We start from the raw sequence: 24163 nt of genomic DNA on the forward strand, positions 1-24163 counted from the left end.
TATGGAGAAAATGTTACAAGAATATTTCCTTTCTTATTTTTACCGCCCTAAAAATAGTGCAATGATCTTTCATCACCTGAGCATCAAACAAGTCACAAAAGTCACTTCCCTGGCCGTAGAAATCGTCTTCGATATCCCCAATGATTTGACCGCAGATTTTTCTTATAAGGCAGGTCAATATCTGACGCTTAAAGCTACAGTAAATGGACAAGAAGTGCGCAGGGCCTATTCTATTTCCAGCGCACCCCATGAAGCAGAGCTAAAAGTTGTAGTTAAGGCAGTGGAACACGGTCTTTTTTCCAATCACGCCATGACACTCAGAGCTGGTGATCAGATAGAGGTGGCTACACCAGACGGGCTTTTTATACACGAAAACAGCTCCAGCCCAGCCAATTATTTGATGGTGGCTGCCGGTAGTGGAATTACTCCTATTACTTCGATGGTCAAGCATATTTTGTACACCGAGCCTGAAAGCAATGTGGCATTGATATATGGGAACCAATCAGTAGCACAGACCATATATTATGAACAATTTAATGATCTAAAAGACCAATACAATGAGCGTTTCCACCTGCAATACTGTTTTTCCAGGGAAGATCGAGATGAGGCTCTTTTTGGAAGGGTTAGTAAAGGCAACCTTAATTATTTTCTAAAGCAAAAACTGGAGGGTATCGCTTTCGCGAAAGCGTACCTATGTGGCCCTGAGGAAATGATCACAATGACGACTAACAACCTGACCGAAAAGGAAGTGCTGGCCAAAGAGGACATCAAATTTGAACTCTTTACCACTACAGACAACAAATTGGAAATCAAAGAAGATGGACATTTGAGTGAGCTGACCGTGATTTTGGATGATGAAACGCATTCTCTGACCCTCAAAAGGGATGAAAACCTACTGGATGTGATGCTTAAAAATGACATTGATGCACCATACAGTTGTCAGGGCGGAATTTGTAGTTCCTGTATTTGTCAAATTGAGGAAGGAAGTGCAGATATGGCCAAAAACTCAATTTTGACCGATAGCGAAATTGAAGAAGGACTCACCTTGGCTTGCCAGGCCTATCCGACCAGTGCCAAAATCAAAATCAATTTTGACGAGGTTTAATCGGCACGACATTTAGATTCAAGCATTATTTTTCAAGAGTATCGCCATGGTGTTGCTCTTCTGGGCGATAATTGTCAATTTGTTTTGAATTTGATGGATGCTTTGTCCCTTTTGACGTACGCGTTTAATAATCAAATACACCATATTTCTTCCCAGTAACAAGTCTAACCAACTCCTGTCTTGGTTGCGATACGTTATATAACTCTTACCTCAACTAACGAGATTGTTGGCACGGCTTCTAAGACTTCTTTCAGTAACAAATCTTGATGGTTCTCAGCCTGTAAGGTAAGTTGCTCCATTTTTGCTTGGTGCAGTTCGATATAATCTTCTGGTCGACCAAAAACCTGGTGATGTTCTGGAAAGGAGGCGATCATTTCCAGTGAGCGTATCAATTGTTGGTTGGTTTTCATACGGCAAAATTATGGTGCTCGCACGATCTAGCTCTATTATTTGCCGTATTTTTAAGGCAAACAAGTTTTATATGATCAATAGAACCGTGAAAGACGTAGCCCAAGCTACAGAAGGAGTTCAGGATGGCATGACCTTGATGGTTGGTGGATTCGGGCTTTCGGGAATACCTGAAAATAGCATTGCCCAATTGGTGAAGTTGGGGGTGACCGATCTCACCTGCATTTCCAACAATGCTGGGGTCGATGATTTTGGATTGGGATTGTTATTGCAGAAGAAACAAATCAAGAAAATGATTTCGTCCTATGTGGGAGAAAACGATGAATTTGAAAGACAGATGCTCAGTGGCGAGCTGGAGGTAGAACTGATTCCTCAAGGGACACTTGCCGAGCGCTGCAGGGCCGCGCAAGCCGGAATTCCTGCCTTTTATACTCCAGCAGGATACGGTACCGAGGTTGCCGAGGGAAAGGAAGAAAGAAGCTTTGACGGGAAACCACATATTTTAGAAAAAGCCTTTAAAGCAGACTTTGCTTTTGTCAAGGCCTGGAAAGGTGACGAAGCGGGCAACCTGATTTTCAAAGGGACCGCTCGTAATTTTAATCCAGTAATGTGCGGTGCAGCCACCATTACTGTTGCCGAAGTAGAAGAACTGGTTCCCGCTGGAGAGCTTGATCCCAATCAAATCCACATTCCTGGAATTTTTGTAAAACGTATCTTCCAGGGGGAACGCTATGAAAAACGAATAGAACAACGAACCACCAGAAAACGCGCCTAGACATGTTGACTAAAGAACAAATCGCACAAAGAATATCAAAAGAAGTCAAAGATGGTTACTATGTCAATTTGGGTATTGGTATCCCGACACTGGTAGCCAATTATGTACCGGAAGGTATAGACGTGGAATTCCAATCAGAAAATGGCGTTCTGGGCATGGGGCCTTTTCCTTTTGAAGGAGAAGAGGATCCAGATATTATCAATGCCGGAAAGCAGACCATTACTACCTTACCTGGTGCCAGTTTTTTTGACAGCGCTACCAGTTTCGGTATGATCAGGGGGCAACATGTAGATCTCACCATTTTGGGCGCCATGGAAGTTGCTGAAAATGGAGATATCGCCAATTGGAAAATACCTGGAAAAATGGTCAAAGGGATGGGTGGCGCAATGGACCTGGTAGCCAGTGCAGAAAACATCATCGTTGCCATGATGCATACCAATCGCGCCGGAGCCTCCAAGCTACTCAAACAATGCACCCTACCTCTGACTGGTGTGAACTGTATTACCAAAGTTGTAACCAATATGGCGGTTCTAGAGATTACTGACCGCGGATTCAAATTATTAGAGCGCGCACCTGGTGTGAGCGTAGAAGATATCAAAGCTGCTACAGAAGGCACCTTGATCGTGGAAGGGGAAATCCCTGAAATGAATTTTTAGTAGATGGCGATTACACCATTAATTGATCCCCAATACCAGAGCGAAGATTATTTCCCCATTGACCTTTCTGTAAACAATCCGTATTGGGATGAATGTGATGTAGGCAATATTGATGTTTTTGATGCTTATCTTCAACGTAAACGACAGGAAACCGGAAGTTTTGTAGCCTATGGTGGCTATCTGGAGCAACGAGCCCTCTACCGCCAGTCAGCTAGATTCCAAGAGGGTTTGGTGAGAGATACACATCTGGGACTTGACCTGTGGGCACCGGCGGGAACAACAGTACATGCTTTAATGGATGGTGAAATTCACAGCTTTGCGGACAATAATGACCCAGGCAATTACGGTCCTACCTTGATCCTGAAACACAATTGGCGAGGCCAACCTCTTTATAGTTTGTATGGTCATTTAAGCAAAAAAGACCTTTCAAGCTGGGAAGTAGGTGCTAGCTTTCGCGAAAGCGATATTATCGCACATCTGGGAACAGCGGAAGAAAATGGTGGTTATTCTCCTCACCTTCATTTTCAGGTAATGACAGATATGCTGGAATATCATGGTGATTTTCCTGGTGTAGCGGCTGCTTCCGAATTAAGATTCTACAAAGGTCTGGTCCTGGATCCCCTCCACTTTTTGTTTCCAGATCATGGCTAGTGGTCATTTTGGTTATCTTTGGCCACAGATCATTTCCTGATGAAAAAACGTGTGTTAATTACCGGAGCAGCCGGTTTTCTGGGATCACATCTATGTGACCGATTTATCAACGAAGGCTACCGCGTGGTCGCCATGGACAACTTAATTACTGGTGACCTCAAAAACATCGAGCACTTGTTCCAGTTGGAGGATTTTGAATTCTATCACCATGATGTTTCCAATTATGTGCATGTAGCCGGAGATCTCGATTACATCTTGCATTTTGCCAGTCCAGCCAGCCCAATTGATTATCTCAAGATTCCGATCCAAACGCTGAAAGTAGGTTCCCTGGGAACCCACAACCTGCTAGGACTTGCAATGAATAAAAAAGCCAGACTCCTCATCGCCTCTACCAGTGAGGTTTACGGTGATCCACAGGTGCACCCTCAAAGCGAGGATTATTACGGCAATGTGAATACGATCGGCCCACGCGGTGTATATGACGAGGCCAAACGATTTCAGGAATCCATGACCATGGCCTACCATAGATTTCACGGCTTGGAAACACGTATCGTCAGGATATTCAATACTTATGGACCTCGTATGAGACTGAATGACGGTAGGGTGATTCCAGCATTTATGGGCCAGGCCCTGAGAGGAGAAGACATCACCATATTTGGGGACGGTTCCCAAACCAGGTCCTTTTGTTATGTTGACGACCAGGTCGAAGGGATTTACAGATTGCTGCTCAGCGACTATCCAGAGCCAGTGAATATCGGAAACCCCAATGAAATATCGATTGCCGACTTTGCTCAGGAAATTATCTCACTTACCGGAACAGACCAAAAGCTTATCTTTAAAGATCTGCCGCAAGATGATCCTATGAAGCGAAAACCGGACATCAGCCTCGCCAAAAAGCTGTTGGACTGGGAACCCAAGGTAAGCCGTGAAGAAGGTATGCGACGTACCTTTGAATACTTTAAATCCCTTTCAAAAGAAGAGCTGAACAAACGTGACCACAAGGACTTTACCAAACATATCAGAAGATAGTATTGCCTATCGCAACGGGAGGTATTCTGGATTTATCAGACCTATTTCCTATGTGGTGGATCTGTTGTTGATCCTACTGGCCGCTTCCTATTTTTTTGATGGCAATTTTGATCTCCTCACCTACGGGATTTTCATAGGGATCTGTTGGGTGATCGTGTCCATGCAGCTAGAATTTTACCGGGTTGGACGCACGACAAAATTGACCAGTTTGCTGGGGAAATTATTAAAGCAAGGTGTGTTTTTTGCTTTTGTGGTGTTTGCCTTTTTTGGATATTATTATGAAATTAATGCAGAATCTAGTTTTATCCTGCATTACCTGGGAGCTACCATACTCTCTATATCTACCTTCAAAATAGCCTTGTTTTTTATCATGAAAAACTACCGAAGTGTGTTTGGTGGGAATTTCAGAAATGTGGCGATCCTGGGTAAAAACGCAGAGACCCAAAGGCTATTTTCTTTTTTTGAAAAACATCCAGACTACGGTTACCGACCCCGATTGCTGGCTGATATAGCGGCCGGCAACCACAATATTAAATCCTTCCAGGAATATGTATTAGACAATAAAATTGATGAAATCTATTGTTCCATTCAAGAACTGACCAATGAACAATTACTTGAGCTAACCGATTTTGCCGACAACAACCTGCGCACCCTAAAATTTATTCCTGACACCGAAGACGTTCTTTCCAAACAGTTACATTACGACTTTTACGGACTCACTCCTGTTATTTCCCTTAGGGAAATTCCACTGGACGATATGGTGAACAAATTTGCCAAGCGCAGTTTTGATATCGTATTCTCGTTGCTGGTGATCATTGGCGTACTTTCTTGGCTTACCCCCATTATTGCACTGATTATTAAAATGGAGTCCAAAGGACCCGTATTTTTTAAACAATCACGAAATGGTCTTGATTATCAAGAGTTTACTTGCTATAAGTTTCGCTCGATGGTCCCCAATAAAAATGCCCACCTCCATCAAGTCACTCGAGGTGATTTGCGCATTACGAAAATCGGCAAGTTCCTGCGCAAGACCAGTATCGACGAGTTACCGCAGTTTTTTAATGTTCTGAAGGGAGAAATGAGTGTTGTAGGTCCCAGACCGCATATGGTTAGCCATACACATATGTATGCAGAGCGTATCGATAAGTTTATGGTGCGACACTTTGTTAAACCAGGCATCACTGGGTTAGCGCAGGTAAGCGGCTACCGCGGTGAGGTAGAAACTGAAGAAGATATTAAAGGAAGAGTGCGCAACGACATTTATTATATCGAGAATTGGAGTATTGCCATGGATCTGGGTATTATTTTTAAAACAGTAGCTAATGTATTCCTGGGAGAAGACAAAGCCTATTAAATGAATCTGGTATCGGTCATCCTACCCAGCTATAACAGCAGGGGCACCATTCAGGCAGCTCTGGACAGCATCGTGGCCCAGACCCATCGGCCCATTCAAGTCATTACAATAGATGATTGCAGTCAGGATGACAGCTACGCTTTCGCGAAAGCGTACTCCAACAAATTTCAGGAAAAAGAACTGGAATTCATCCCATTGAAAAATGATACTAACATGGGTGCGGGATCGACGCGCAACAAAGGTATCGAAAGGGCAACAGGTAAGTACATTGCCTTTTTGGATGCAGACGATCTCTGGAAACCCCATAAACTGACTCTTCAACTCAAAGCCATGGAAAAACATCAAGCAGACTTCTGTTATGGTGCCTACGAAATTTTTAGTCAGGATCCAGACCGGCCCAAAGAAGTACATCTGGTCAGAGAGAAATTGACTTTCCCTCAGTTGTTAAGAGCCAATTATATTGGTCACCTGACAGGTATCTATAAAGCGTCCAGTATCGGCAAAGTAGAAATGCCATTGTTGAGAAAAAGGCAGGACTGGGCCATGTGGCTGGATGTGATGAAAAAGGCTGGTTTTGCGATCGGAGTCCAAGAGCCAATTGCTTCCTATCGTCAGGGAAATGGCTTATCGTCCAATAAGTGGGCTTTGATCCCATATAATTATGCCGTGTATCGACATCACCTGGGATACCACTGGTTCAAAAGTACGTTGTTTATGCTGGTGTTTTTTTACGAGCAATTTTTTGTCAAAGGAAGATTCAAACAAAAGATTGACGACCAAAATTAGGACGGCCCAACCTCTGAGGTGAATTGTTTAAGCTTGCCTCTGGTACTGCGATCCATGGAGGACAGACGTCGAAAACTCGCTTTAAGACCAGGTTCTAGATATTGATCCATCGCAGTTTTGATTTTGGATTTCATGGCGCTGGGCAATTCGCTGGTTCCCACATAACTAAACTCAAAATGGTCATGCTGCTTTTGCACCACCACAAACTCCAGGATATCTGCGGCGTCATTGATGATGGTTTTGGTCACATAGTAAAAAGTAAGACCTGGCACCACTTTCCCGCTGGGAAGCCTAGCAATATCACTGGTACGACCCTGCAAATCCTTGAGTACAGACTGATCTTCTTGGGTGGTGATAGCCGCCATATCTCCAATTTCGTATCTGATAATAGGGTGGGCTTTATTAAACAAGTCGGTAACCAATACTCGTCCTGTACTACCTTCTTCCACCGGATTCCCCAGGTTGTCCACTATCTCCAGAAAAAGTTGGCTTTCATTAATGCACATGTTCCCTCGTGGGTCTTCCATAGCGATCAAACCCACTTCACTGGCACCGTATTCGTTGATCACCGGCACACCCAGATGTTCTTGCATTAATTGGCGATCCTCGGCAAATAGCATTTCACTGGTGACAATACATAAATTCAGGCTGGGACAGATGTCTTTGAGCACCAGATTTCGGCTCCGACAGTGTTTAGCCAATAATAATATACTGCTGGTGTATCCATTGATGTAGTCAAAGCTATCTTTCCGGAAACGATCTAAAAAGCCATCCAACACCTCTTCGTTGAGATTAAAAATGGGAAATCTTTTTCTATAGCTGACAAAATCTTTAAAAAGCTCTAAATACCGTCCTTTACCACTCAGGGGAATCCCATAAAATCTGGCTTGTAATGAGCTGTTCAGATCAATACCATGTTGGGAATAAGCGTGATGAAACGCGGCCCAGGTCAGTGCATGTGCATGCTTATCCTTACCAAAAATGAAAGGGTGCCCGCTTGAACCACTGGTTTTTCCTTTAAATATATTCCTAACCGTGTATCCGTCGCTCAATCGCTGGTGAAGTGGTTGTTGCAAGTCGCGCTTGGTCAAAATGGGCAATTCATGCCAGTCGACTTTTTTATCTTTTACCAAGCCATTGTAAAACCGATTATAGGTGAGATGGTGCTGCAGGATATCCCAGCGCAACTCTTGTTGATCAGCTGACGAGGATTGCAGCAACTGATCATATTGCTCTTTGGCGCTTTGAATGGGAAAACCCTTTAGTTTTAATATGTTGTCAAAAAGTTTTAGCGGCATATGACATTTGGGGTCTGGTTCCAGCAAGGTAAAACTTATTTTTGCAATTCAAACACCACTTATGAATGTCCTTATCTTGGGAAGTGGCGGCCGTGAGCACGCTTTTGCCCTATCCATTTCAAAAAGCCCATTGTTAAAAAAATTGTTTGTGGCTCCTGGCAATGCCGGGACCTCAAGCGTAGCAACAAATGTGGATTTGTCCATCACTGACTTTGAGGCGCTGGCTGCCTGGGTATTGGAGCATGAGATCAATATGGTAGTAGTAGGTCCTGAGGCCCCACTGGTTCTGGGCATTTACGACTTTTTCCAGCGAGAAGAATTGCAACACATCAACCTGATAGGCCCTTCGCAGCAAGGCGCAGTGTTAGAAGGCTCCAAAGAATTTGCCAAAGAGTTTATGAACCGCCACGGAATTCCTACCGCGGCTTATAAGAGTTTTACCAAAGACGAACTCAAAGAAGGTATGGCCTTTATAGAAGAGCTCAACCCCCCTTATGTACTCAAAGCAGACGGTCTTGCTGGAGGAAAAGGGGTATTAATCATTAATGAAACCGAAGAAGCCAAGGAATCTTTGGAAGAAATGCTGGTTGGAGGAAAATTTGGCGCGGCTTCCAACAAAGTTGTGATTGAAGAATTTCTGGATGGTATTGAAATGAGTGTATTTGTGATGACCGATGGAAGGTCTTACAAGGTTTTACCTACTGCCAAGGATTACAAACGTATTGGTGAAGGAGACACTGGTTTGAATACAGGAGGTATGGGAGCTATTTCCCCTGTTCCTTTTGCAGACGAGGTTTTGATGCAAAAAGTCGAGCAACGCATCATCCAGCCCACCATTGCTGGTCTTGAATCTGAGGATATCGTGTATCGCGGTTTTGTGTTTATCGGACTCATGATCGTGGACAAAGAACCGTATGTGATCGAGTACAACGTACGCATGGGAGATCCAGAAACTGAGGTGGTGCTTCCACGTATTTCCAGCGACTTATTGTCCCATCTCAATGCTTTCGCGAAAGCGGAATTAGACAAAGAAGAAGTGAAAATTGATCCGAGAAGTGCAACGACAGTCATGTGTGTCGCCGGCGGCTATCCAGAAGCTTATGATAAAGGCATGGAAATAACTGATCTTGACAAGGTGGAAGATAGTATCGTGTTCCACGCAGGCACTACTTTAAACGGAGGAAAGGTAGTGACCAACGGAGGACGGGTAATCGCTGTTACCAGTTTTGGAAAAGATTTCAAGGAAGCACTAAAAAAATCCTACCAAAATATCGATCAAATCGATTTTGATAGGATGTATTATCGCAGGGATATAGGCTTTGATCTTTAGCCTAGGAAAGAATGCCCAGTTTGGGTTTTGTCCTCCTCGGCATCATACGCCTTTAACTGTTTCATCCAATATAGAACGGCGATACACAATACGAGAATGGCGATCCAGGTAACTGTATTGGCCAGCCACCAGCTTTCCAGCTCAAGCTCGCGCAACCATTCAAATGGTACCATGAGTATTTCCTCAAATAAATATGCGATTCCTTCTATAAGACTCTCCATCGTTGTAAATTGCTAGTTAAAGCTGCAAAATTAGTAAATTTCTTTATGCTATCCCGCTTTTTTAAGACCAGAAAACCTGTCCATTATTTAATCTGCTTTATTCTTGCAGGGTTATTGGGGTTTTGGGTCACGCTTCAATCTGTGCCATTGGATGGAGAAACCGTAGCATGTTTATTTGCAGTACTATTGGGTGTAGCTTTGGTACAATATATCGCCTTAAAAAACAATCTTACTGGGAATCATTCCTATGTCCTTTGGTTGTACGCACTACTTAGTGTACTGGGTTTACTGATGATGGAACATTCCAAACACTTGTTGGCCTTTATCTTTTTCTTATTGGCTTTACGGCGAACTTTGAGTTTGAGAAGTGGCCGGCAACCACTGAGAAAGATCTTTGACAGCTCGCTATGGATAACATTGGCTGGTTTACTTTTTCCTTGGTCGAGTTTATTTTTTGTGGTTATTTATATCGCCATTATGATGTATGCCTCCAATAATTATCGTTACTGGATAGCCCCACTTCTGGCCATCGCTTGTGTGTTGTGCTTGTCTTTTTCACTGGACTACCTCATCGATACAGGATTCACTATAGCTGCCATCAATGGGTTTCAACCGGATTACTTTTTCAGCGATTGGGAGAATGGCCAACAGCAGCTGATTCAATTGAGCTTAATCGTTCTGGGGTGTATGAGTGCCTTGGGACTCTTCTTCCAAGTCACCAAAACCTCTCTAGACAACAGGTCTAAATTTTCATTGTTGGGAATTATCGCGCTCACAGCCGTCGTGATTGCTGTTCTCACAGGCGTGTATTGGTTCTTACTTCCTACGGCCAGTATATTTTTGGGAAGAGTAATACGAAAATCCGAATTTAAGCTGATCAAGGAAGGATTGCTTGTGTTGCCTCTAATTGTGCTACTGCTACTCCTCTTGCCTTGGTCATAGACCGTGGCGAAATGGCTATATTTGCATTTTAAAAGCACGTTATGTTTTCAGAAAAGGCCAATGCCATTTTTCAATCCGTTATCGACAAATACCACGTGGTTAATACTGTGGACCAGAATTTTGAAAATCCGTATGACCGTAATGCACAACTGATCGAACACTTACTGTACCGCAAATGCTGGATCGATACTGTACAATGGCACTATGAAGACATTATTCGTGACCCCAATATAGATCCGGTGGCTGCTTTAAAACTGAAACGCCAGATAGATGCCAGTAATCAAGACCGCACCGACATGGTTGAATATATTGACAGCTATTTCCTTGAAAAATACAAGGAGGTAAATGTTAAGAATGATGCAACCATCAACACAGAAAGTCCTGCCTGGGCCGTGGACAGACTTTCCATCCTGGCCCTTAAAATATACCACATGAATGAAGAGGCTACGCGTACTGATGCCTCGCAAGAGCATATCAACGCTTGCCAGAAAAAGCTAGATGTCTTGCTCGAGCAACGTATTGACCTATCGACGGCTTTGGACCAGCTATTAGCTGATATCGCACAGGGACGCAAGTACATGAAAGTGTACAAACAAATGAAAATGTATAACGACGACGAGCTCAACCCAGTGCTCAGGGCACGCAAATAAAATGGCAATTCCAAAACGGCTGCTGGTGATGAGACTCAGTGCCATGGGAGATGTAGCACTTTGTGTTCCCGTGCTGCTCGCGCTGCAACGCAAGTATCCAGAGACGGAATTAATAGCGCTTTCGCGAAAGCGATTTCAACCTATATTATCACAGGTACCTGGACTGACTTTCCTTACCGCTGAAGTAGAAGGGCAACATAAAGGAATTCTTGGACTCTATAAGCTGGCCAAAAAAATTAATTTACTCGAACCCGATGCGGCAGTCGATCTACACAATGTGTTGCGTACTAAATTACTGCGTAATCTGATCAAAGCTCCCGTCAGTATCATTGACAAGGGAAGATCAGAAAAACGTCGTCTGGTCAATGATCCTAATTTTTTTCAGGCACTGCCACACACCAGTGAGCGTTACCTAGACGCCATCAACCAAATGGGTTATCATGTTCAATTAGAAGGCAACGAATTTCTACCTAAGCCTAGGATGACAGATTCATTAAAAATCCTCTCCACAGGTGATGGCAGAAGATGGGTAGGATTGGCGCCGTTTGCCGCGCATGAGACCAAAGCATTGACCCAAACTCGTATACGCGAGCTATTGACAGCCCTGGTTGAGCTTGAGAATGTTTGCTTATTGCTTTTTGGCGGTGGGAAAAAAGAAACAGCTCAACTAAAAGAGCTGGCCAAAGGCCTGGATAATGTGGTGAATATTGCAGGCACTACCAGTTTTGAAAACGAATTGGCCTTGTTGTCCAGACTGGATGTAATGATAGCCATGGACAGCGGTAATGGGCACCTGGCAGCACTTTATGGTGTCCCAGTATTGACGATTTGGGGAAATACCCATCCGTATGCAGGGTTTGCTCCATATGCCCAACCTGCAACCCATCAATTGATTCCAAACCTTGATAATTATCCATTGGTTCCTACCTCAATTTTTGGCAACAAGGTGATAGCAGGTTATGAAAATGCAGCCGACAGTATTTCCAATGACAGCATCATCAGCAAAGTTAAAGAACTACTCCAGGGTTGATTGCTGTTGTTGAGCGTCTAATTGGGTTAAAAAATCTGACCTATTCTGGATGTTAAAGGTGAAAACGGCCTCCTTAGTATGCACTTCCACTATATTCTGCACCCATCCAAAAAAACTGTTCTTGGTTGTAGTATGAGTGATATCAGCCAGAGCAATAATTTGCGGTCCAGACTGAATATTGAGTTGGTGAGATTGGAAGATGAGATGCTTGTCTGTCAATGCAACTTTACCACCCACAGCTTCGGCGCTTCTTTTTAAATTGGCACCGTATTCTCCCAATACCTCTTCTCCTGGCGGAATCTCAATACTGATCTTTTTAAAGCTGTATCTGGCAAAAATTACCATCATAGCAGCAAACAAAGGGCCGGCAATACCGATATGGGCGATCGCCATGATGATTATCATGGACCAAGAGAATCCATCGCTCAGTGTAACAAAAACACACATGATGATAAACATCGAAATGCCAAATATTCCTGCTGTCAACCAAAATTCCCTCGTAAAAAACTTTTGCATGTTTTACTAATTATATCAGCTAAATTAGCAGATATACAACCAAAGGCAAAAGTTCAAAACCAATAATCATAGTATAAAATAATTCTACTTCCAGCTTCCTAGCGCACTACTTCAACCCATTGCCCTTCTTTTCTTACGAGATAATCATTATCATACATAGCTTCACACTGGATTCCTGGCAGGTAATAGCTTCCTTGATAGCTGGCATTCATAACCGTTTTGAATGTTTTGCTTTCTAAAGCTTCAATATCAAAATAATAATCCACCCTATCATCTCTGATATCGGTATAATTTACATGAGCGGGCTCCTCCTGTTCCCCGTATTCCGTAAATCTAGTATTCACAATTTCCCAGCCTGATGGTAAGATTTGTGTAAGGGCCATGTGCTCAACGTTTGCTCCGGATTCGTTGGTAACTGTAGTTGTTACGATAACTTCAGTGCCTTGAGAGAGTTTAGTGACGTCAATCTCGTTGCCATCTCGATCTGTATAAGACACTATGGCCTTCAACTTGCTCGAGGTCGCTTTTTCCTTGCCCACAGGCAGTTTACCTGTTACTGAATTGGTGATAAATAGCATGTTTTTTCCTGTATTTTCAACTGTTACAGAATTGGGTTCATGGTTGATGTCCAGATCCCTGTTTGCCAAGCTCTTTATAGTATTTATTGTTTGAGTCTTACCATTGAAAGTATAGTGAGCATCAACACCTTCACCTCCTACAAAATCAGCATATTTACCGATCGCAACTAAGCTATAGGCCAAAGCTTGGGTATTGTAATAGCGGTCTGATTCTAGGTTCTTGGCTAAATCTTCCATTAACTCACGTGCTTTAACTGACTGCTCCATGATCGTATAAGTCTCTAGAGCCATTGCTCTATTGCGCTGTGGCGAACCATAGGTACGATAGTCGTTGCTTTGTGGCGCAAAATTGATATTGCTCTTGGAAAGAAGCTCTTGCGCTGCTTTTTTCTGACCTACCAACGCATATGCAGCGGCAAGTCTCATCTTACTATCATTGGAAAGTTCTTTATTCTCACGCAATCGGTTCATTGAAGAAAGGTCTGGAGACCCGGCAACTGCCAGCGTGTACAAACGGTAGGCTTGATATAAATCATTGCGGTCATTGTATCTCCATTCCTTGGCAGCACGCTTTTGATAAAGGATCCAATTGGATTTAAAGGCTATAGGTACCACGTATCCGGCTTGCTCTGCCTCGATCAAGAAATGTCCTGCATAGCTAGTACCCCAATCATTGACACTACCGCCACTGGGCCAGTAGGAAAATCCGCCATTCGGCTTTTGATAATGACCTAATTTTTTAATGGCAGCTTTGACGTTACGACTTACATCCTTTTCCTGTTTAGTGGTGAGATCCACCACCTTAGTTAAATGTAATTGAGGGAAGGCAGCACTGGTAGTCTGTTCCACACAGCCATGCGGATAGCGTACCAGATAATTCAAGCGCTTGCCTAGGTTCATTGGAGGTAAGCTAGACAATGTAATGGTTGATGCATTACTTCCTCGAGTGCCAAAAGGCTGAATAGGAATCGTAGCAGTCTGCCCAGGTTTTATGACAGCTTTTTCTGATATGGTGGTAAATGGATTCGGATTAACCACATCGATTTCAGTTTGAAAGCTGGCTTGCTCACCGTTTCCTCTCGCGTTCAGTTTCAATATAGCTACCCCAGTAGCATTCTTTACTTTTAGGTCAAAGTAAGCGATCTGGTCTCCGGTTTCAGTAAAACTGAGTTGTTGTTTGTTCCCATTTTGGAATTCAAAATAGGGGGAATTGGCCAGCTCTACGCTTACGTTTCTTACCTTTTTATCCATGGCAAATACGGTTACTGGAAGTTTCACGGTTTCGCCCGGAGAAAGCTTTCGCGGAAGCGAGGCTAGCATCATCAATGGTTTTCTAACTGGTGTCGTTTCCTCTGCATTTCCATAGGCTTCCTTGTTGTTATTTCCTGCCACAACCATGGTACGCACTGACCCTACATACTGAGGAATTGAAATCTGATGTGTTTTATTTTCACCAGCAGCTAGTTCAAATGGACCGATGTGTACGACCATTGGTTCAAATCTGTTGGCTTTCTTGGCTTTAGAAGCTGCCGCGCTGCCATCACCACCAATGGCAAAAGCCGCATCAATACGGCCTCCATAAGCACCAATCACATCATCATACATATCCCAGGTTTTAACGCCCAATGCTTCTCTAGCAAAAAAGTCGTCCCATGCGTTAGGCGTCTTAAAATTGGTGAGATCCAATAAGCCTTCATCTACCACTGCGAGGGTATAGGTCATGGGCCTATCGTTTTTCTCGCTGACAGTTATTTTTACAGTACTGTTAGGAGCCAATTCATCGGGCATCTTGATTTGAGGCTCTAGGTGTGTAGATTTATTTTCTACCAACAATGGAATAACACCGTACATGCGCAAAGGCAAGTCATTAGCTGTTTGTGCATGTGGTTGTAGGTAGGTGATATGTATAAATACATTAGGAACGTAAGTATTGTCCAACGGGATGCTTACCGTAGTTTTCTCCTTAGAAGTTTCAGCCCACTGGGCAGCTAAGATCTCAGATCCATTTTCTACGGTAATTAATGCGCGTCCTCCAGCACTGGAGGGGAATGTTACCTTGGCCTGCTCACCTACTTTATACTTCTCTTTGTCGGCCGTAAAAACTAACATAGAAGCCATTTCTGGATCAACTTTTCGGCTTTTTCCAGCCCATCCAGGCCAGTCTATGAATACAATTTTTCCTGTAGCATGACCGGATTCGGGGTCGTACACCCGCACAAGGTATCTCCCCCATTCTGGGTATTTGATATTGAATTTAAATTGCGCTTTACCATTGGACCCGGTATCCAATGTTGTATTGTAAACCTCTTCTCTGTACTCACTGGCCTCATACCTGGATAGACTTTGCGCCTGGCTTTGCCACCACCACCTCCAATTGACCTTATATACGCTCACTTCAAGATTATCCACAGACTTGGCCTTTCCTTCTTGATCCAAGGTCACCACATCAAAGGTATGATCGGTATCGGTCAGCAACATTCCCCTCTGCTTGTCTCCTGGTGGGGCATCGATACCCACGTATGTATTATAGGGAGAATAGTTTTTTGTAGTAACATTAGTACTAAAATCTCCACCATTCTCGTATACCTTGGTCAGAAAGCTCGCTTTGAGCATTCCGGGGGACTCACTATCCATATCAGCATAAAATTCGACAAGTGCCTCACCCACATCGTCAAGTTTACCCTCAAAGATTTCTTCCTCTTGCAGATCAAAATGTCTGGAAGGATCATCAAATACATAACTATCGTATTTGGCAAATTTGGTAGTGGTTGGATAGAGCTTGACCGAGGTAGTCGCTCTTAGGTTTTTGGCCGTAGCGCCATGCAACCACTTGGATTTAATCTCGGCATACCAGTCCTCTCCTGATTTGATCAAATCATTCTTAACCTCTAAATTGATCTTGAGTCGATTCGGTTTGATGGTTTCAATTTTTAAGGTCTTATTAAAGACTGCACCGCCTACTTCCACTCGAGCGTTCCAGTTGCCAGTAGGGGATGTATCGTCTGTTTTGAGATCAAACTGGTAAAAGTTATTTAATCCCGCTTTTTGAACTTCAGAAACTACCAGCTTACCATTGGGATTAAATAGTTCAAGTTTGACCGGGTGCTTAGCGGGTAAATTATTGTCGGCATTATTGAGAACAAAGGTGAGATAAATATGATCTCCGGGACGCCAGACGCCACGCTCGCCATAGATGTACCCCTTGATTCCCTTTTGCAATGTTCTCCCTGAGGTGTGAAATTTGCTGGTGGATAAGGTATTCCCATCATCCATTCTCATATAGGAAACCTGATTTTTGTAGATAACCTTTACAAAAAAAGCAGGGCTCTCCAGTTGAATAGTCAACAGTCCCTGAGTGTCTGTGCGAGAAGAGGCTATCTCCTGTTGTTGAAAGTTATAAAAAAGCACTTGAGCGCCGCCCAACGGCTTTGCAGTGATCAAATTGCTTACGGCAACAAGATATTCGCTCCCACTTCCTTTTTTAACTGTAACTCCTAAATCACTGGCCAAGATATTGAAGCTCATTGATTTGTTGCGATAAAAGGAGTGAGAGCAAGGATCGTCACTATCTCTCCAGTCATAATCATAATAGTCATCTTGATAGTAATCCTGCACATTGTCCCAACTACTGGACTCCACAGATTGGTCAAAATTGACTTCCTCAATTATGGGCTGGTTTTCAGCGGTATATTCACATTTATAGGCGCTGTAAGCCAATTGATATTTCAGTTCTACACGATAAATGGCACCTGGGTCGGCCGCGATAACTTCGGCCAAGTCGACAGAATAGGTATTCCAGCGGCTGATGTCAGTTCCAAGTCCTTTCAGGTCGACCACCTTCCGGCCAACTGGTCGTGCAACATTACGCAAGTTTCCAGTGGCGTCGAGATTATTGTTCTGTAGAAACTGCAATACATTGTTCTCATAAATTTTATAGACCCAAACATCTACCGCATTGAGATTTACCGCCATAAAATTGATCTTAGAGTTCTGGGAAGAAGGAAGTATTGTTCCAGACCGAATCAACAGAACTGATGGAGCGATTTGTTCGAAGGCGATGGATTTGCTATAAGCATTTTTAAGTTTGTAGCCATCTATGTTCTGAATTCCCTCAAAGATTTCAACTTTTTTAGACCCGTTAACCTTGATGGATGGATAAACACGTAACTCTGTCCCGGAGCGTTCGAATCTTAGTTGGTCAACACCTTGAATTTGAACAAGACCATCCAGGTTCTGATTCTTTTTTAAAGGATCTGAGAAGTTGACCAGAATATATTGACTTTCTCCATTGACCAATTCGACATCGGTTACAGAAAAGCTGTTCTTACCTGGAATCATGATGTTGTTCGCCCCTTTCTCTTCAACACCTATGATATCGCCGTCCCAGGCCAACTCGATCTGAGCGTCGTCCGTAGGTCTTTTGATACTATCAATCCTAAAGGAAAAGTACTTTCCGAGCGGTGTGCTGTCATCAAATTTGATATTTAATGGCTTCCCCTCCATATTGGCGCTCAGGATCTTTTGGGCATTTTCAGTTTCTAGTATGTCGCTGGTTCGTATGGACCCCTCGACATACTGATAATCCCTACTGTAAGCCCCCACAGGTTCCGTACTAACGATGAAATCCTGCGCCAAGGTTTTAAAATAAAATGAGAATTCTTCCAGATCGTCGCTGACTTCCTTGATCTTTCCCAGTTCAAAGGTTACCTCGTATTCTGTATCCTGTTGGAGAGGTTTTTCTGGCTGAAAGCTTACCGATTGAGGTCCTGTAGCCACTAATGTACCCTTAACTCCAGGGTCAAATGAAATAAGTGAAGCATCAAGTTCCTTGCCGTCTGTCCATCCCTGTACTGGCTCAGTAAAACTTATTACAATCGGCTCCCTAGTCGATAAAATATCATCAGAAACCTGATTGACATGGGCCCTAAACTTGAACATTTCGTTCTGTTGGTCCTGTCTCTTCTCGGCATCTGTGGCATCGTTACAAGAAATGAAAAGTAAGGTCGATAACAGAAATAAAAAAAATCTTTTCATGATTGGTTCTGGTTGGAAAAGGTTGATAAGGTATTGAAGGATAAATGTATAGAATCTAAAGAGCCTCTAGTAAAAAAAACCGATTATTTATTAAAAAATATGTGAAAATGATGATTTAAGTTGTTATTGATCGGATTTAACAGCAGTCATTCTGTCGGTGATGCTACCTTAACGCTTAACAAGTTCTTGTTGAGATTTTTGATCAGTAACTTATTTCTGCTTTGCTTAATTCAGTAACTTCACCGCTATAAATCTCTTGTCAATGTATCAAAATACATCGGATAAAGCTTTGCTTGATCTACTGGAAAAACATCAAAGGCTCACTTTTGAATCACAGTTGAGCTTACTGAATTCGTTGAAGAATAGATCCATTTCATGTGACACCTCAGCACTTAAAGAAAGTATTTCAAATAAAAAGGATAAAATCAAGGAGTTATTTTATCTGAAGAATTTAGGTTTTCAGTACGAGTATTTAACAGATGATGCGGTAAAGGTATCTCGGACGGGATGGTCAATATTTACAGATGCTTGTGCCATTTTCTTTGGTCTGGTGCTTTGTTTTATCTCTATATATGGCATTTTCGCCTTGATCAATACCTTTCAAGCTGATGCAGATATCAGTGTTTTCCAGATTTTGGTTAATGGAGGTTTGATCGCACTAGGTGTATTGGGAATACAGTTCTTGAGTGGAGCCAATCGTTTAATCGACTATATCGGTTTTGAAATCCTAAGCATCAATAACGAAGTCACGCTTAGAAAACGTTTGGACTTAAAGCGCATCGAAAAACAAGCGGATGTGAGTGACATACAGTTCGATAATGATGGCTCGGTAATGGGAATCAGTATAGGCGGGACTGAGGTGATAACAGTTCCCAGTGGGACACTGATTCATGAATTGACACTACGAGAATTGGTAAAAAAACTGCAGCACCCTAGTGGTAATTGATGCTGCAGTGGAATCCTATACTTAGGATCGTTTATTTTTTGTATTGCTCACATTCCTTTTGTACTTCCTGGGCAGATTCCAGTCCCCAACTGGGATCAAATCCACTAGACTCTTCTTTTTGCAACAAGGTGATGGCCCTTTCTACCTCACCGCAGTAGGGTGTAAAATCTTTCCCGAAAAAACGCGCGCTTCCCATTAACCATCTGGCCCGATTCAGTACAACTCTTGGATTTTCTGGATCTATAGCCAAGGCCTTTTCATAGATGGCTGTTGTGGCAGCCGAAAGTTTCATTCCGTAAGTTTTGCTGTCGTAAGTAATCCAACAAGTATTGAGCATTCCTTGTAATACCATGATTTCTGGGTTGTCAGGAGATATGACGCTGGCTTCATCAATAAATTGCTGAGCTTTTTCCATGGATTGCAGGGTTTGTTCTTTAGAAAATTGTCCCCAAGAGCTTTCAACCTGACAAAATGCAGCATAGTAAGGGGGCAACCAATTGTCTTTTTCCACGCGGCATATACGCTCAAATTGTTGTGATGCCGCGAGTTTATCGGTAGCGATGAGCTCGAGACCTTTTTGCATAGCCTTTTCATAGGCAGATTGTCCCGAAAGACTCAAGGTTAAAAGAAGTAAGATGATGGTAGTGAAGGTTTTCATGGTAATAGGCTTATTGATTTGTGATACAATAATACTGGCGGTATCGCTTTCGCGAAAGCAGTAATTCCTCAACTGTCAAAACCGGTTACTGAATTGTCTTTCCAACCCATCATTGAGTCAAATAGGAAGAATTTTTATACGGATTAACTCTATATTCACCTTCAATTATCCATTGCTTGTTTTCTGCAATAGGGATAGCAACGGCATCCTGCTTGAGGGGCGAGAGCAGATATAGTGGATAGCCCGGTCGCTGGCAAGCGCCAGGGAATTGCCCAGAACAAACGAGGTCTTAGCTATTGAAATGCTAGTAAGTGTATTAATACCCCACTTTGGACCTGACGCGTTTTAGAACATCATTGGCAATATGGCGGGCCTTGAAAGCTCCTTCCTCCAGCGCCATGTCGAGCTCGTGACGATTGTCCATCAAATGATTGTAACGCTCCCTGGCCGATTTAAACCTGGTGGTCAGCGCTTCAAACAAAGCTTGTTTAGCATGGCCATACCCATAATTTCCAGCCGCATAGTTATTGCGCATTTCCTGCACCTTATTTTCTGGAGCTACCAGTCGGTATAAGGCAAATACGTTACAGGTATCTGGATCTTTGGGATCTTCCATGGGTGTGCTGTCTGTCGCAATAGACATGCATTGTTTTCTCAATTTTTTATCGCTCAGGAATATATCGATAATATTACCTCGGGACTTGCTCATCTTTTCACCGTCTGTTCCTGGGATCAACATGGAGTCTTCTTGTAATTTGGCTTGAGGCTCAATAAAGGTGGCTCCCATCTGATGGTTAAATCTACCGGCCACATCTCTGGTGATCTCCAGGTGTTGTTCCTGATCCTTTCCAACAGGAACTACCTCGGCGTCATAGAGCAGGATATCGGCAGCCATGAGCATGGGGTAAGTAAAAAGTCCGGCGTTGACATCTCCTAAACGGTCTGATTTGTCCTTAAAACTATGTGCCAGTGTAAGGCGCTGGTAGGGATAAAAACAATTCAGGTACCAATTCAATTCGGTTACTTGTGGGATATCGCTTTGACGGTAAAAAACAGTTTTTGAGATATCCAGACCACAAGCCAACCAGGCCGCTGCGGTAGAATATGTGTTTTCGCGCAATTGCTGACCATCCTTGATCTGGGTCAGGGAATGTAGGTCTGCGATAAAAAGAAAGGAATCATTTTTATCATCTGAAGACATTTCAATTGCCGGAAGAATGGCCCCCAGTAGATTTCCTAAATGAGGAGTTCCGGTGGATTGCACGCCTGTAAGTATTCTAGCCATGGCTTAAAGAGTTTTGAGAAACAAAAATAGTGTTTATTGAATGATCATCTCCTATGCAGAGGGAGTATCATTAAGAGGATAGGAGTTGATGCAATTGGTTGATCCAACGATCCAGGATTTCCTTTCTGGAGTAATGATGGAGAACGTATTCACGTGCCTTGCTTCCAATTTCTTCCCTGAGTTTGGGCTGCAAGCGCCATTGCTCAAGTTGGCGGACTGCCAAATCTAGATCAGGGGAAGCCATATACATTCCTGCTTGTGCCTTTTCTACTACAGTTTTGACCTCACTGCTACTATTGCCCATGATGAGGGACGGCTTTGCACTGGCCATCATACCCAGTAATTTTGACGGCATAACGGTGTCCAATACATTCGTTTTTTGGAATAGAAAGTGAGCATCTGCGCTGCATAACAAATCCGACAACTCTTCCAACGGGACAGGTTCATAAAAATGGATGTTAGATTGATTTAATCCAGATTTTAAAGCTTGGTATTTGGAACCAGCTCCAACTATGATTATATCGTAATGTTGAATGGGTAGGGCTTTCGCGAAAGCGATAAAAAACTCCCAATCCTGCTTGTCACCAATATTTCCGCTGTAGAGCAACTTAAATTTTTCACCGCCAAGGTAGGGATGAACATTGGCGGTTTGAGGATTGATCTGGTAGGCATCAATCCAGTTGGGGAGGTAGATCCTCTGACTGTTTGTTTTAGTGTTTAATTTGGCCAGCATATGATGACTGATGGTGCTGCAAATATTTGCCCTATTTAAAATCCTGGTTTCTAAACTATATAAGAATTTGAATATCAAATTACTAGCGCCGTTTGAAACACCGGATTGCAGGGCCGCATCAAACTCAAAGTCCTGGATATGAATCCAACTTTTGGCTTTGTGTTTTCTTGCATGGTAACCCGCCAACCAAGCACTTGTAGTAAACGGAATGATGGATATCACCAGATCGGCATCCTTGATTTTGCGCAGGTTAAAAAAACTGCCTTTGGTAAAGCTGAGTATGTGCAGCACACGTTTTAAAAAGGTAGGCTTTTTAGGCACATAAAGTTTGTAGCGATAAACAGAAGCGTTGTTGTACTCGTCCTGGACGTAATTGGGATGGTTTTGGTAGGTCTGTGCAATTTTCCATTGCGGATAATAGGGGAATGCGGTAACCACGTTGACACTAGCCCCAGCATCAAGGAGTTGATCTACCATTTGCGTAGAATATAATCCAATGGCCGTATCCTCTGGATAGAAATTCAAACTGATAAAGGTGATTTTTTTATTAACCAATGTCATTGTTGGCCGGTGTTTTCTTTGTGCAAAAGTAATTCATTAGGATCTGGCTCTACAATGACAAGTCTTGCTAACCAAATATATTTAAATCTTATATTTCGTTTAAATTTAAAATTTCAGTGATTGCAAACAGGTTTGAAATTTCTTTACTTTCTTATTATCGTCTTTGCGGTTTGTGATGGCTCAAGGGCCCAACAATATTCCGATGCAAATAAAGTGTTGATTGACATTGGAGACTCCCTGACGTATGGCGCAGGTGGTAATGGTGTGTCCATGTCCACCGTGACACAGGATTTGTTGGGAAATCAGTGGACAGTTATCAATATGGGAGTGGGCGGTGAAAACACATTGACGATAGCTGCACGATCTGGCGCCATACCCATGTACGTCAAGGAATCTCTTACAATTCCCGCTGACGGTTCACAAGTTGAGATACCTTCAGGGCTATATAGTCGTTTCAATGGTGAAGAAGTATTCCCTTTAAAACAAGGGTCAGCAGGAATCAACCCTTGTTATATAGATCAAGTCAAATGTAAATTATCAAGAATAGAAGACAAGTATTTTTTGCAAAGGATGGATACCGTTGCTACAAATTTTACTACACAGCCTAATTCTGACATCATTACCTCTCTGACCCAACAAACCTGCGATGTTGCCACTATTTTTATCGGTCAAAATGGAGGTTACGACTCCCCAGAAGAATTTCTAGAGCAGATTAATTTGTTTGTAGAACACAAAGACGATCAAAATATCATCATTATTACCTCGCATGGTAGTAGCACCGCCTCCATGATACAACCTATAAAGGATAGATACGGCAGAAAACTAATTGACCTTAAGACATATATGTCGTCCCAAGCCATTTATGACGCTATAGAATTAGGCTTATTGCCAGATGACGGAAGTTATCCAACCAGCGAGGATCTTGAAATGATGAATAACAACCTGGCGCCTGCTTCACTTCTTATAGATCACATTCATTTCAACCAGATCGGTTATGAACTGTTGGGCAGAATAAGATATGAAAGAGGGGTTGAACTGGGATACTGGTAGTTCCAATCGGTTTTTTATCGATCCTTTACGACTCGTGCCGGACTGCCTAAACATATTTTGCCTGCCGGAAGCGACTTGAAAACACTACTACGCGCACCGACAAGTGTTCCCTTGCCTATAGTTACACCTGGCGCCACATAGACATCCGTTGCGATCCAACATTCATCTTCCAACGTGATTTTTTGTGCGTAAATATCAAATGTTGAGGATTGGGGATCATGTGTTCCTGTGCATAGATAAGATTTTTGGGATACTACCACATGGGCACCTATTTCAATTTCTCCTAAACTATATAAAACCACATCATCTCCAATCCAGCTATGATCCCCTATAGACACTTTCCAGGGAAATTGAGTACGCACAGAAGGACGCAATAGGACCTTTTTACCAATACTAGCGCCAAAAGACCTTAACAAAAATCTGCGCCAACCGTACATAAATTGAGGAGACCAGGCAAATAGCGTGCTTTGAACCAACCACCACAATTGCACTGTAATGGCGCCGCGACCACGAAAATTGGGTGGTAACTCAAATTGATTCAGTTGCTGATACGGCATTAGCAATAAA

Annotated in this window: 22 protein-coding genes; 13 read left to right on the forward strand and 9 right to left on the reverse strand. The window is 42.9% G+C overall.

Annotated features, from left to right (window positions below; all coding sequences use genetic code 11):
* Position 1: 1 nt before the first annotated feature.
* Positions 2-1105 carry a ferredoxin--NADP reductase gene (locus EGM47_RS01785; RefSeq protein ID WP_240642073.1) on the forward strand — a complete coding sequence of 368 codons (1104 nt, stop codon included), beginning with the start codon at positions 2-4 and terminating at the stop codon, positions 1103-1105.
* A gap of 194 nt (positions 1106-1299) precedes the next feature.
* Here the strand turns inward: EGM47_RS01785 and EGM47_RS01790 are convergent, their stop codons facing one another.
* On the reverse strand, positions 1300-1515 hold the full coding sequence (locus tag EGM47_RS01790; protein WP_124979053.1) for a hypothetical protein: 216 nt from the start codon (positions 1513-1515) through the stop codon (positions 1300-1302).
* Positions 1516-1586: 71 nt separating this feature from the next.
* On the opposite strand from EGM47_RS01790, the gene EGM47_RS01795 reads away from it, so the two are divergent.
* Genes EGM47_RS01795 through EGM47_RS01820 form a run of 6 tightly spaced genes read left to right on the forward strand, consistent with a single transcriptional unit; the run spans position 1587 to position 6764 of the window.
* The gene (locus tag EGM47_RS01795) at positions 1587-2288 is read left to right on the forward strand and encodes a CoA transferase subunit A (RefSeq protein WP_124979054.1); all 702 of its coding nucleotides are present in this window, start codon (positions 1587-1589) and stop codon (positions 2286-2288) included.
* 2 nt (positions 2289-2290) lie between these two features.
* Positions 2291-2944, forward strand: a complete 654-nt coding sequence (locus tag EGM47_RS01800; RefSeq protein ID WP_124979055.1) for a CoA transferase subunit B — start codon at positions 2291-2293, stop codon at positions 2942-2944.
* 3 nt (positions 2945-2947) lie between these two features.
* Entirely contained in the window at positions 2948-3595 is a 648-nt protein-coding gene (locus tag EGM47_RS01805) for a peptidoglycan DD-metalloendopeptidase family protein (protein ID WP_124979056.1), read from the forward strand.
* A gap of 39 nt (positions 3596-3634) precedes the next feature.
* Entirely contained in the window at positions 3635-4624 is a 990-nt protein-coding gene (locus tag EGM47_RS01810) for a UDP-glucuronic acid decarboxylase family protein (protein ID WP_124979057.1), read from the forward strand.
* Positions 4587-5978 (forward strand): undecaprenyl-phosphate glucose phosphotransferase, encoded by a 1392-nt coding sequence (locus EGM47_RS01815; RefSeq protein ID WP_240642081.1) that lies wholly within the window; start codon positions 4587-4589, stop codon positions 5976-5978. Before EGM47_RS01810 ends, EGM47_RS01815 begins: the two co-directional genes overlap by 38 nt.
* Positions 5979-6764 (forward strand): glycosyltransferase family 2 protein, encoded by a 786-nt coding sequence (locus EGM47_RS01820; protein ID WP_124979058.1) that lies wholly within the window; start codon positions 5979-5981, stop codon positions 6762-6764. It begins immediately after the preceding gene.
* Here the strand turns inward: EGM47_RS01820 and EGM47_RS01825 are convergent.
* Complete coding sequence (locus EGM47_RS01825) at positions 6761-8062, reverse strand: phenylacetate--CoA ligase family protein (protein WP_124979059.1); 1302 nt, start codon at positions 8060-8062, stop codon at positions 6761-6763. The two genes, EGM47_RS01820 and EGM47_RS01825, sit on opposite strands and share 4 nt — an antisense overlap.
* 61 nt (positions 8063-8123) lie before the next feature.
* Here EGM47_RS01825 and purD point away from each other — a divergent pair, with 61 nt between their 5' ends.
* On the forward strand, positions 8124-9392 hold the full coding sequence (purD, locus tag EGM47_RS01830) for a phosphoribosylamine--glycine ligase (RefSeq protein WP_124979060.1): 1269 nt from the start codon (positions 8124-8126) through the stop codon (positions 9390-9392).
* Here the strand turns inward: purD and EGM47_RS01835 are convergent.
* Positions 9389-9613: a DUF6341 family protein gene (locus EGM47_RS01835; RefSeq protein WP_124979061.1), complete on the reverse strand. Its 225-nt coding sequence runs from the start codon at positions 9611-9613 to the stop codon at positions 9389-9391. The two genes, purD and EGM47_RS01835, sit on opposite strands and share 4 nt — an antisense overlap.
* Positions 9614-9658: 45 nt before the next feature.
* Here EGM47_RS01835 and EGM47_RS01840 point away from each other — a divergent pair, with 45 nt between their 5' ends.
* From EGM47_RS01840 to EGM47_RS01850, 3 genes are read left to right on the forward strand one after another with little or no spacing between them, the layout of a single operon-like run.
* Positions 9659-10555: a DUF6427 family protein gene (locus EGM47_RS01840; RefSeq protein ID WP_124979062.1), complete on the forward strand. Its 897-nt coding sequence runs from the start codon at positions 9659-9661 to the stop codon at positions 10553-10555.
* 41 nt (positions 10556-10596) lie between these two features.
* Positions 10597-11205, forward strand: coding sequence for a DUF4254 domain-containing protein (locus tag EGM47_RS01845; protein ID WP_124979063.1), 609 nt, complete (start codon positions 10597-10599; stop codon positions 11203-11205).
* Position 11206: 1 nt separating this feature from the next.
* The gene (locus tag EGM47_RS01850; RefSeq protein WP_124979064.1) at positions 11207-12235 is read left to right on the forward strand and encodes a glycosyltransferase family 9 protein; all 1029 of its coding nucleotides are present in this window, start codon (positions 11207-11209) and stop codon (positions 12233-12235) included.
* Here EGM47_RS01850 and EGM47_RS01855 read toward each other — a convergent pair.
* Both EGM47_RS01855 and EGM47_RS01860 read right to left on the reverse strand, forming a co-directional pair.
* A complete protein-coding gene (locus tag EGM47_RS01855; RefSeq protein WP_124979065.1) occupies positions 12221-12751 on the reverse strand; it encodes a GRAM domain-containing protein in 531 nt (176 codons plus the stop codon). The two genes, EGM47_RS01850 and EGM47_RS01855, sit on opposite strands and share 15 nt — an antisense overlap.
* Positions 12752-12849: 98 nt before the next feature.
* On the reverse strand, positions 12850-18363 hold the full coding sequence (locus EGM47_RS01860; RefSeq protein WP_164510802.1) for an alpha-2-macroglobulin family protein: 5514 nt from the start codon (positions 18361-18363) through the stop codon (positions 12850-12852).
* 262 nt (positions 18364-18625) lie between these two features.
* Here EGM47_RS01860 and EGM47_RS01865 point away from each other — a divergent pair, with 262 nt between their 5' ends.
* Positions 18626-19309: a hypothetical protein gene (locus tag EGM47_RS01865; protein WP_124979066.1), complete on the forward strand. Its 684-nt coding sequence runs from the start codon at positions 18626-18628 to the stop codon at positions 19307-19309.
* A gap of 31 nt (positions 19310-19340) precedes the next feature.
* Here the strand turns inward: EGM47_RS01865 and EGM47_RS01870 are convergent, their stop codons facing one another.
* The 3 genes from EGM47_RS01870 to EGM47_RS01880 form a co-directional block, all read right to left on the reverse strand.
* A complete protein-coding gene (locus EGM47_RS01870; protein WP_124979067.1) occupies positions 19341-19967 on the reverse strand; it encodes a tetratricopeptide repeat protein in 627 nt (208 codons plus the stop codon).
* A gap of 316 nt (positions 19968-20283) precedes the next feature.
* Entirely contained in the window at positions 20284-21252 is a 969-nt protein-coding gene (trpS, locus tag EGM47_RS01875) for a tryptophan--tRNA ligase (protein WP_124979068.1), read from the reverse strand.
* Positions 21253-21322: 70 nt separating this feature from the next.
* Positions 21323-22546, reverse strand: coding sequence for a WcaI family glycosyltransferase (locus EGM47_RS01880; protein WP_164510803.1), 1224 nt, complete (start codon positions 22544-22546; stop codon positions 21323-21325).
* 120 nt (positions 22547-22666) lie between these two features.
* Between EGM47_RS01880 and EGM47_RS01885 the strand changes: the two genes are divergently transcribed.
* Positions 22667-23596, forward strand: a complete 930-nt coding sequence (locus tag EGM47_RS01885) for an SGNH/GDSL hydrolase family protein (RefSeq protein WP_164510804.1) — start codon at positions 22667-22669, stop codon at positions 23594-23596.
* A gap of 14 nt (positions 23597-23610) precedes the next feature.
* On the opposite strand, the gene EGM47_RS01890 is transcribed toward EGM47_RS01885, so the two are convergent.
* The gene (locus tag EGM47_RS01890) at positions 23611-24153 is read right to left on the reverse strand and encodes a putative colanic acid biosynthesis acetyltransferase (protein WP_124979070.1); all 543 of its coding nucleotides are present in this window, start codon (positions 24151-24153) and stop codon (positions 23611-23613) included.
* Positions 24154-24163 lie beyond the last annotated feature (10 nt).

Source organism: Nonlabens xiamenensis (assembly GCF_003865345.1).
Taxonomy (GTDB): domain Bacteria; phylum Bacteroidota; class Bacteroidia; order Flavobacteriales; family Flavobacteriaceae; genus Nonlabens; species Nonlabens xiamenensis.

Bases quoted from the DNA above. Each gene is read 5' to 3' on its own strand.
- EGM47_RS01785 (WP_240642073.1), top strand. From the start codon at position 2: ATGGAGAAAATGTTACAAGAATATTTCCTTTCTTATTTTTACCGCCCT.
- EGM47_RS01790 (WP_124979053.1), bottom strand. From the start codon at position 1,515: ATGAAAACCAACCAACAATTGATACGCTCACTGGAAATGATCGCCTCC.
- EGM47_RS01795 (WP_124979054.1), top strand. From the start codon at position 1,587: ATGATCAATAGAACCGTGAAAGACGTAGCCCAAGCTACAGAAGGAGTT.
- EGM47_RS01800 (WP_124979055.1), top strand. From the start codon at position 2,291: ATGTTGACTAAAGAACAAATCGCACAAAGAATATCAAAAGAAGTCAAA.
- EGM47_RS01805 (WP_124979056.1), top strand. From the start codon at position 2,948: ATGGCGATTACACCATTAATTGATCCCCAATACCAGAGCGAAGATTAT.
- EGM47_RS01810 (WP_124979057.1), top strand. From the start codon at position 3,635: ATGAAAAAACGTGTGTTAATTACCGGAGCAGCCGGTTTTCTGGGATCA.
- EGM47_RS01820 (WP_124979058.1), top strand. From the start codon at position 5,979: ATGAATCTGGTATCGGTCATCCTACCCAGCTATAACAGCAGGGGCACC.
- EGM47_RS01825 (WP_124979059.1), bottom strand. From the start codon at position 8,062: ATGCCGCTAAAACTTTTTGACAACATATTAAAACTAAAGGGTTTTCCC.
- purD (WP_124979060.1), top strand. From the start codon at position 8,124: ATGAATGTCCTTATCTTGGGAAGTGGCGGCCGTGAGCACGCTTTTGCC.
- EGM47_RS01835 (WP_124979061.1), bottom strand. From the start codon at position 9,613: ATGGAGAGTCTTATAGAAGGAATCGCATATTTATTTGAGGAAATACTC.
- EGM47_RS01840 (WP_124979062.1), top strand. From the start codon at position 9,659: ATGCTATCCCGCTTTTTTAAGACCAGAAAACCTGTCCATTATTTAATC.
- EGM47_RS01845 (WP_124979063.1), top strand. From the start codon at position 10,597: ATGTTTTCAGAAAAGGCCAATGCCATTTTTCAATCCGTTATCGACAAA.
- EGM47_RS01850 (WP_124979064.1), top strand. From the start codon at position 11,207: ATGGCAATTCCAAAACGGCTGCTGGTGATGAGACTCAGTGCCATGGGA.
- EGM47_RS01855 (WP_124979065.1), bottom strand. From the start codon at position 12,751: ATGCAAAAGTTTTTTACGAGGGAATTTTGGTTGACAGCAGGAATATTT.
- EGM47_RS01860 (WP_164510802.1), bottom strand. From the start codon at position 18,363: ATGAAAAGATTTTTTTTATTTCTGTTATCGACCTTACTTTTCATTTCT.
- EGM47_RS01865 (WP_124979066.1), top strand. From the start codon at position 18,626: ATGTATCAAAATACATCGGATAAAGCTTTGCTTGATCTACTGGAAAAA.
- EGM47_RS01870 (WP_124979067.1), bottom strand. From the start codon at position 19,967: ATGAAAACCTTCACTACCATCATCTTACTTCTTTTAACCTTGAGTCTT.
- trpS (WP_124979068.1), bottom strand. From the start codon at position 21,252: ATGGCTAGAATACTTACAGGCGTGCAATCCACCGGAACTCCTCATTTA.
- EGM47_RS01880 (WP_164510803.1), bottom strand. From the start codon at position 22,546: ATGACATTGGTTAATAAAAAAATCACCTTTATCAGTTTGAATTTCTAT.
- EGM47_RS01890 (WP_124979070.1), bottom strand. From the start codon at position 24,153: ATGCCGTATCAGCAACTGAATCAATTTGAGTTACCACCCAATTTTCGT.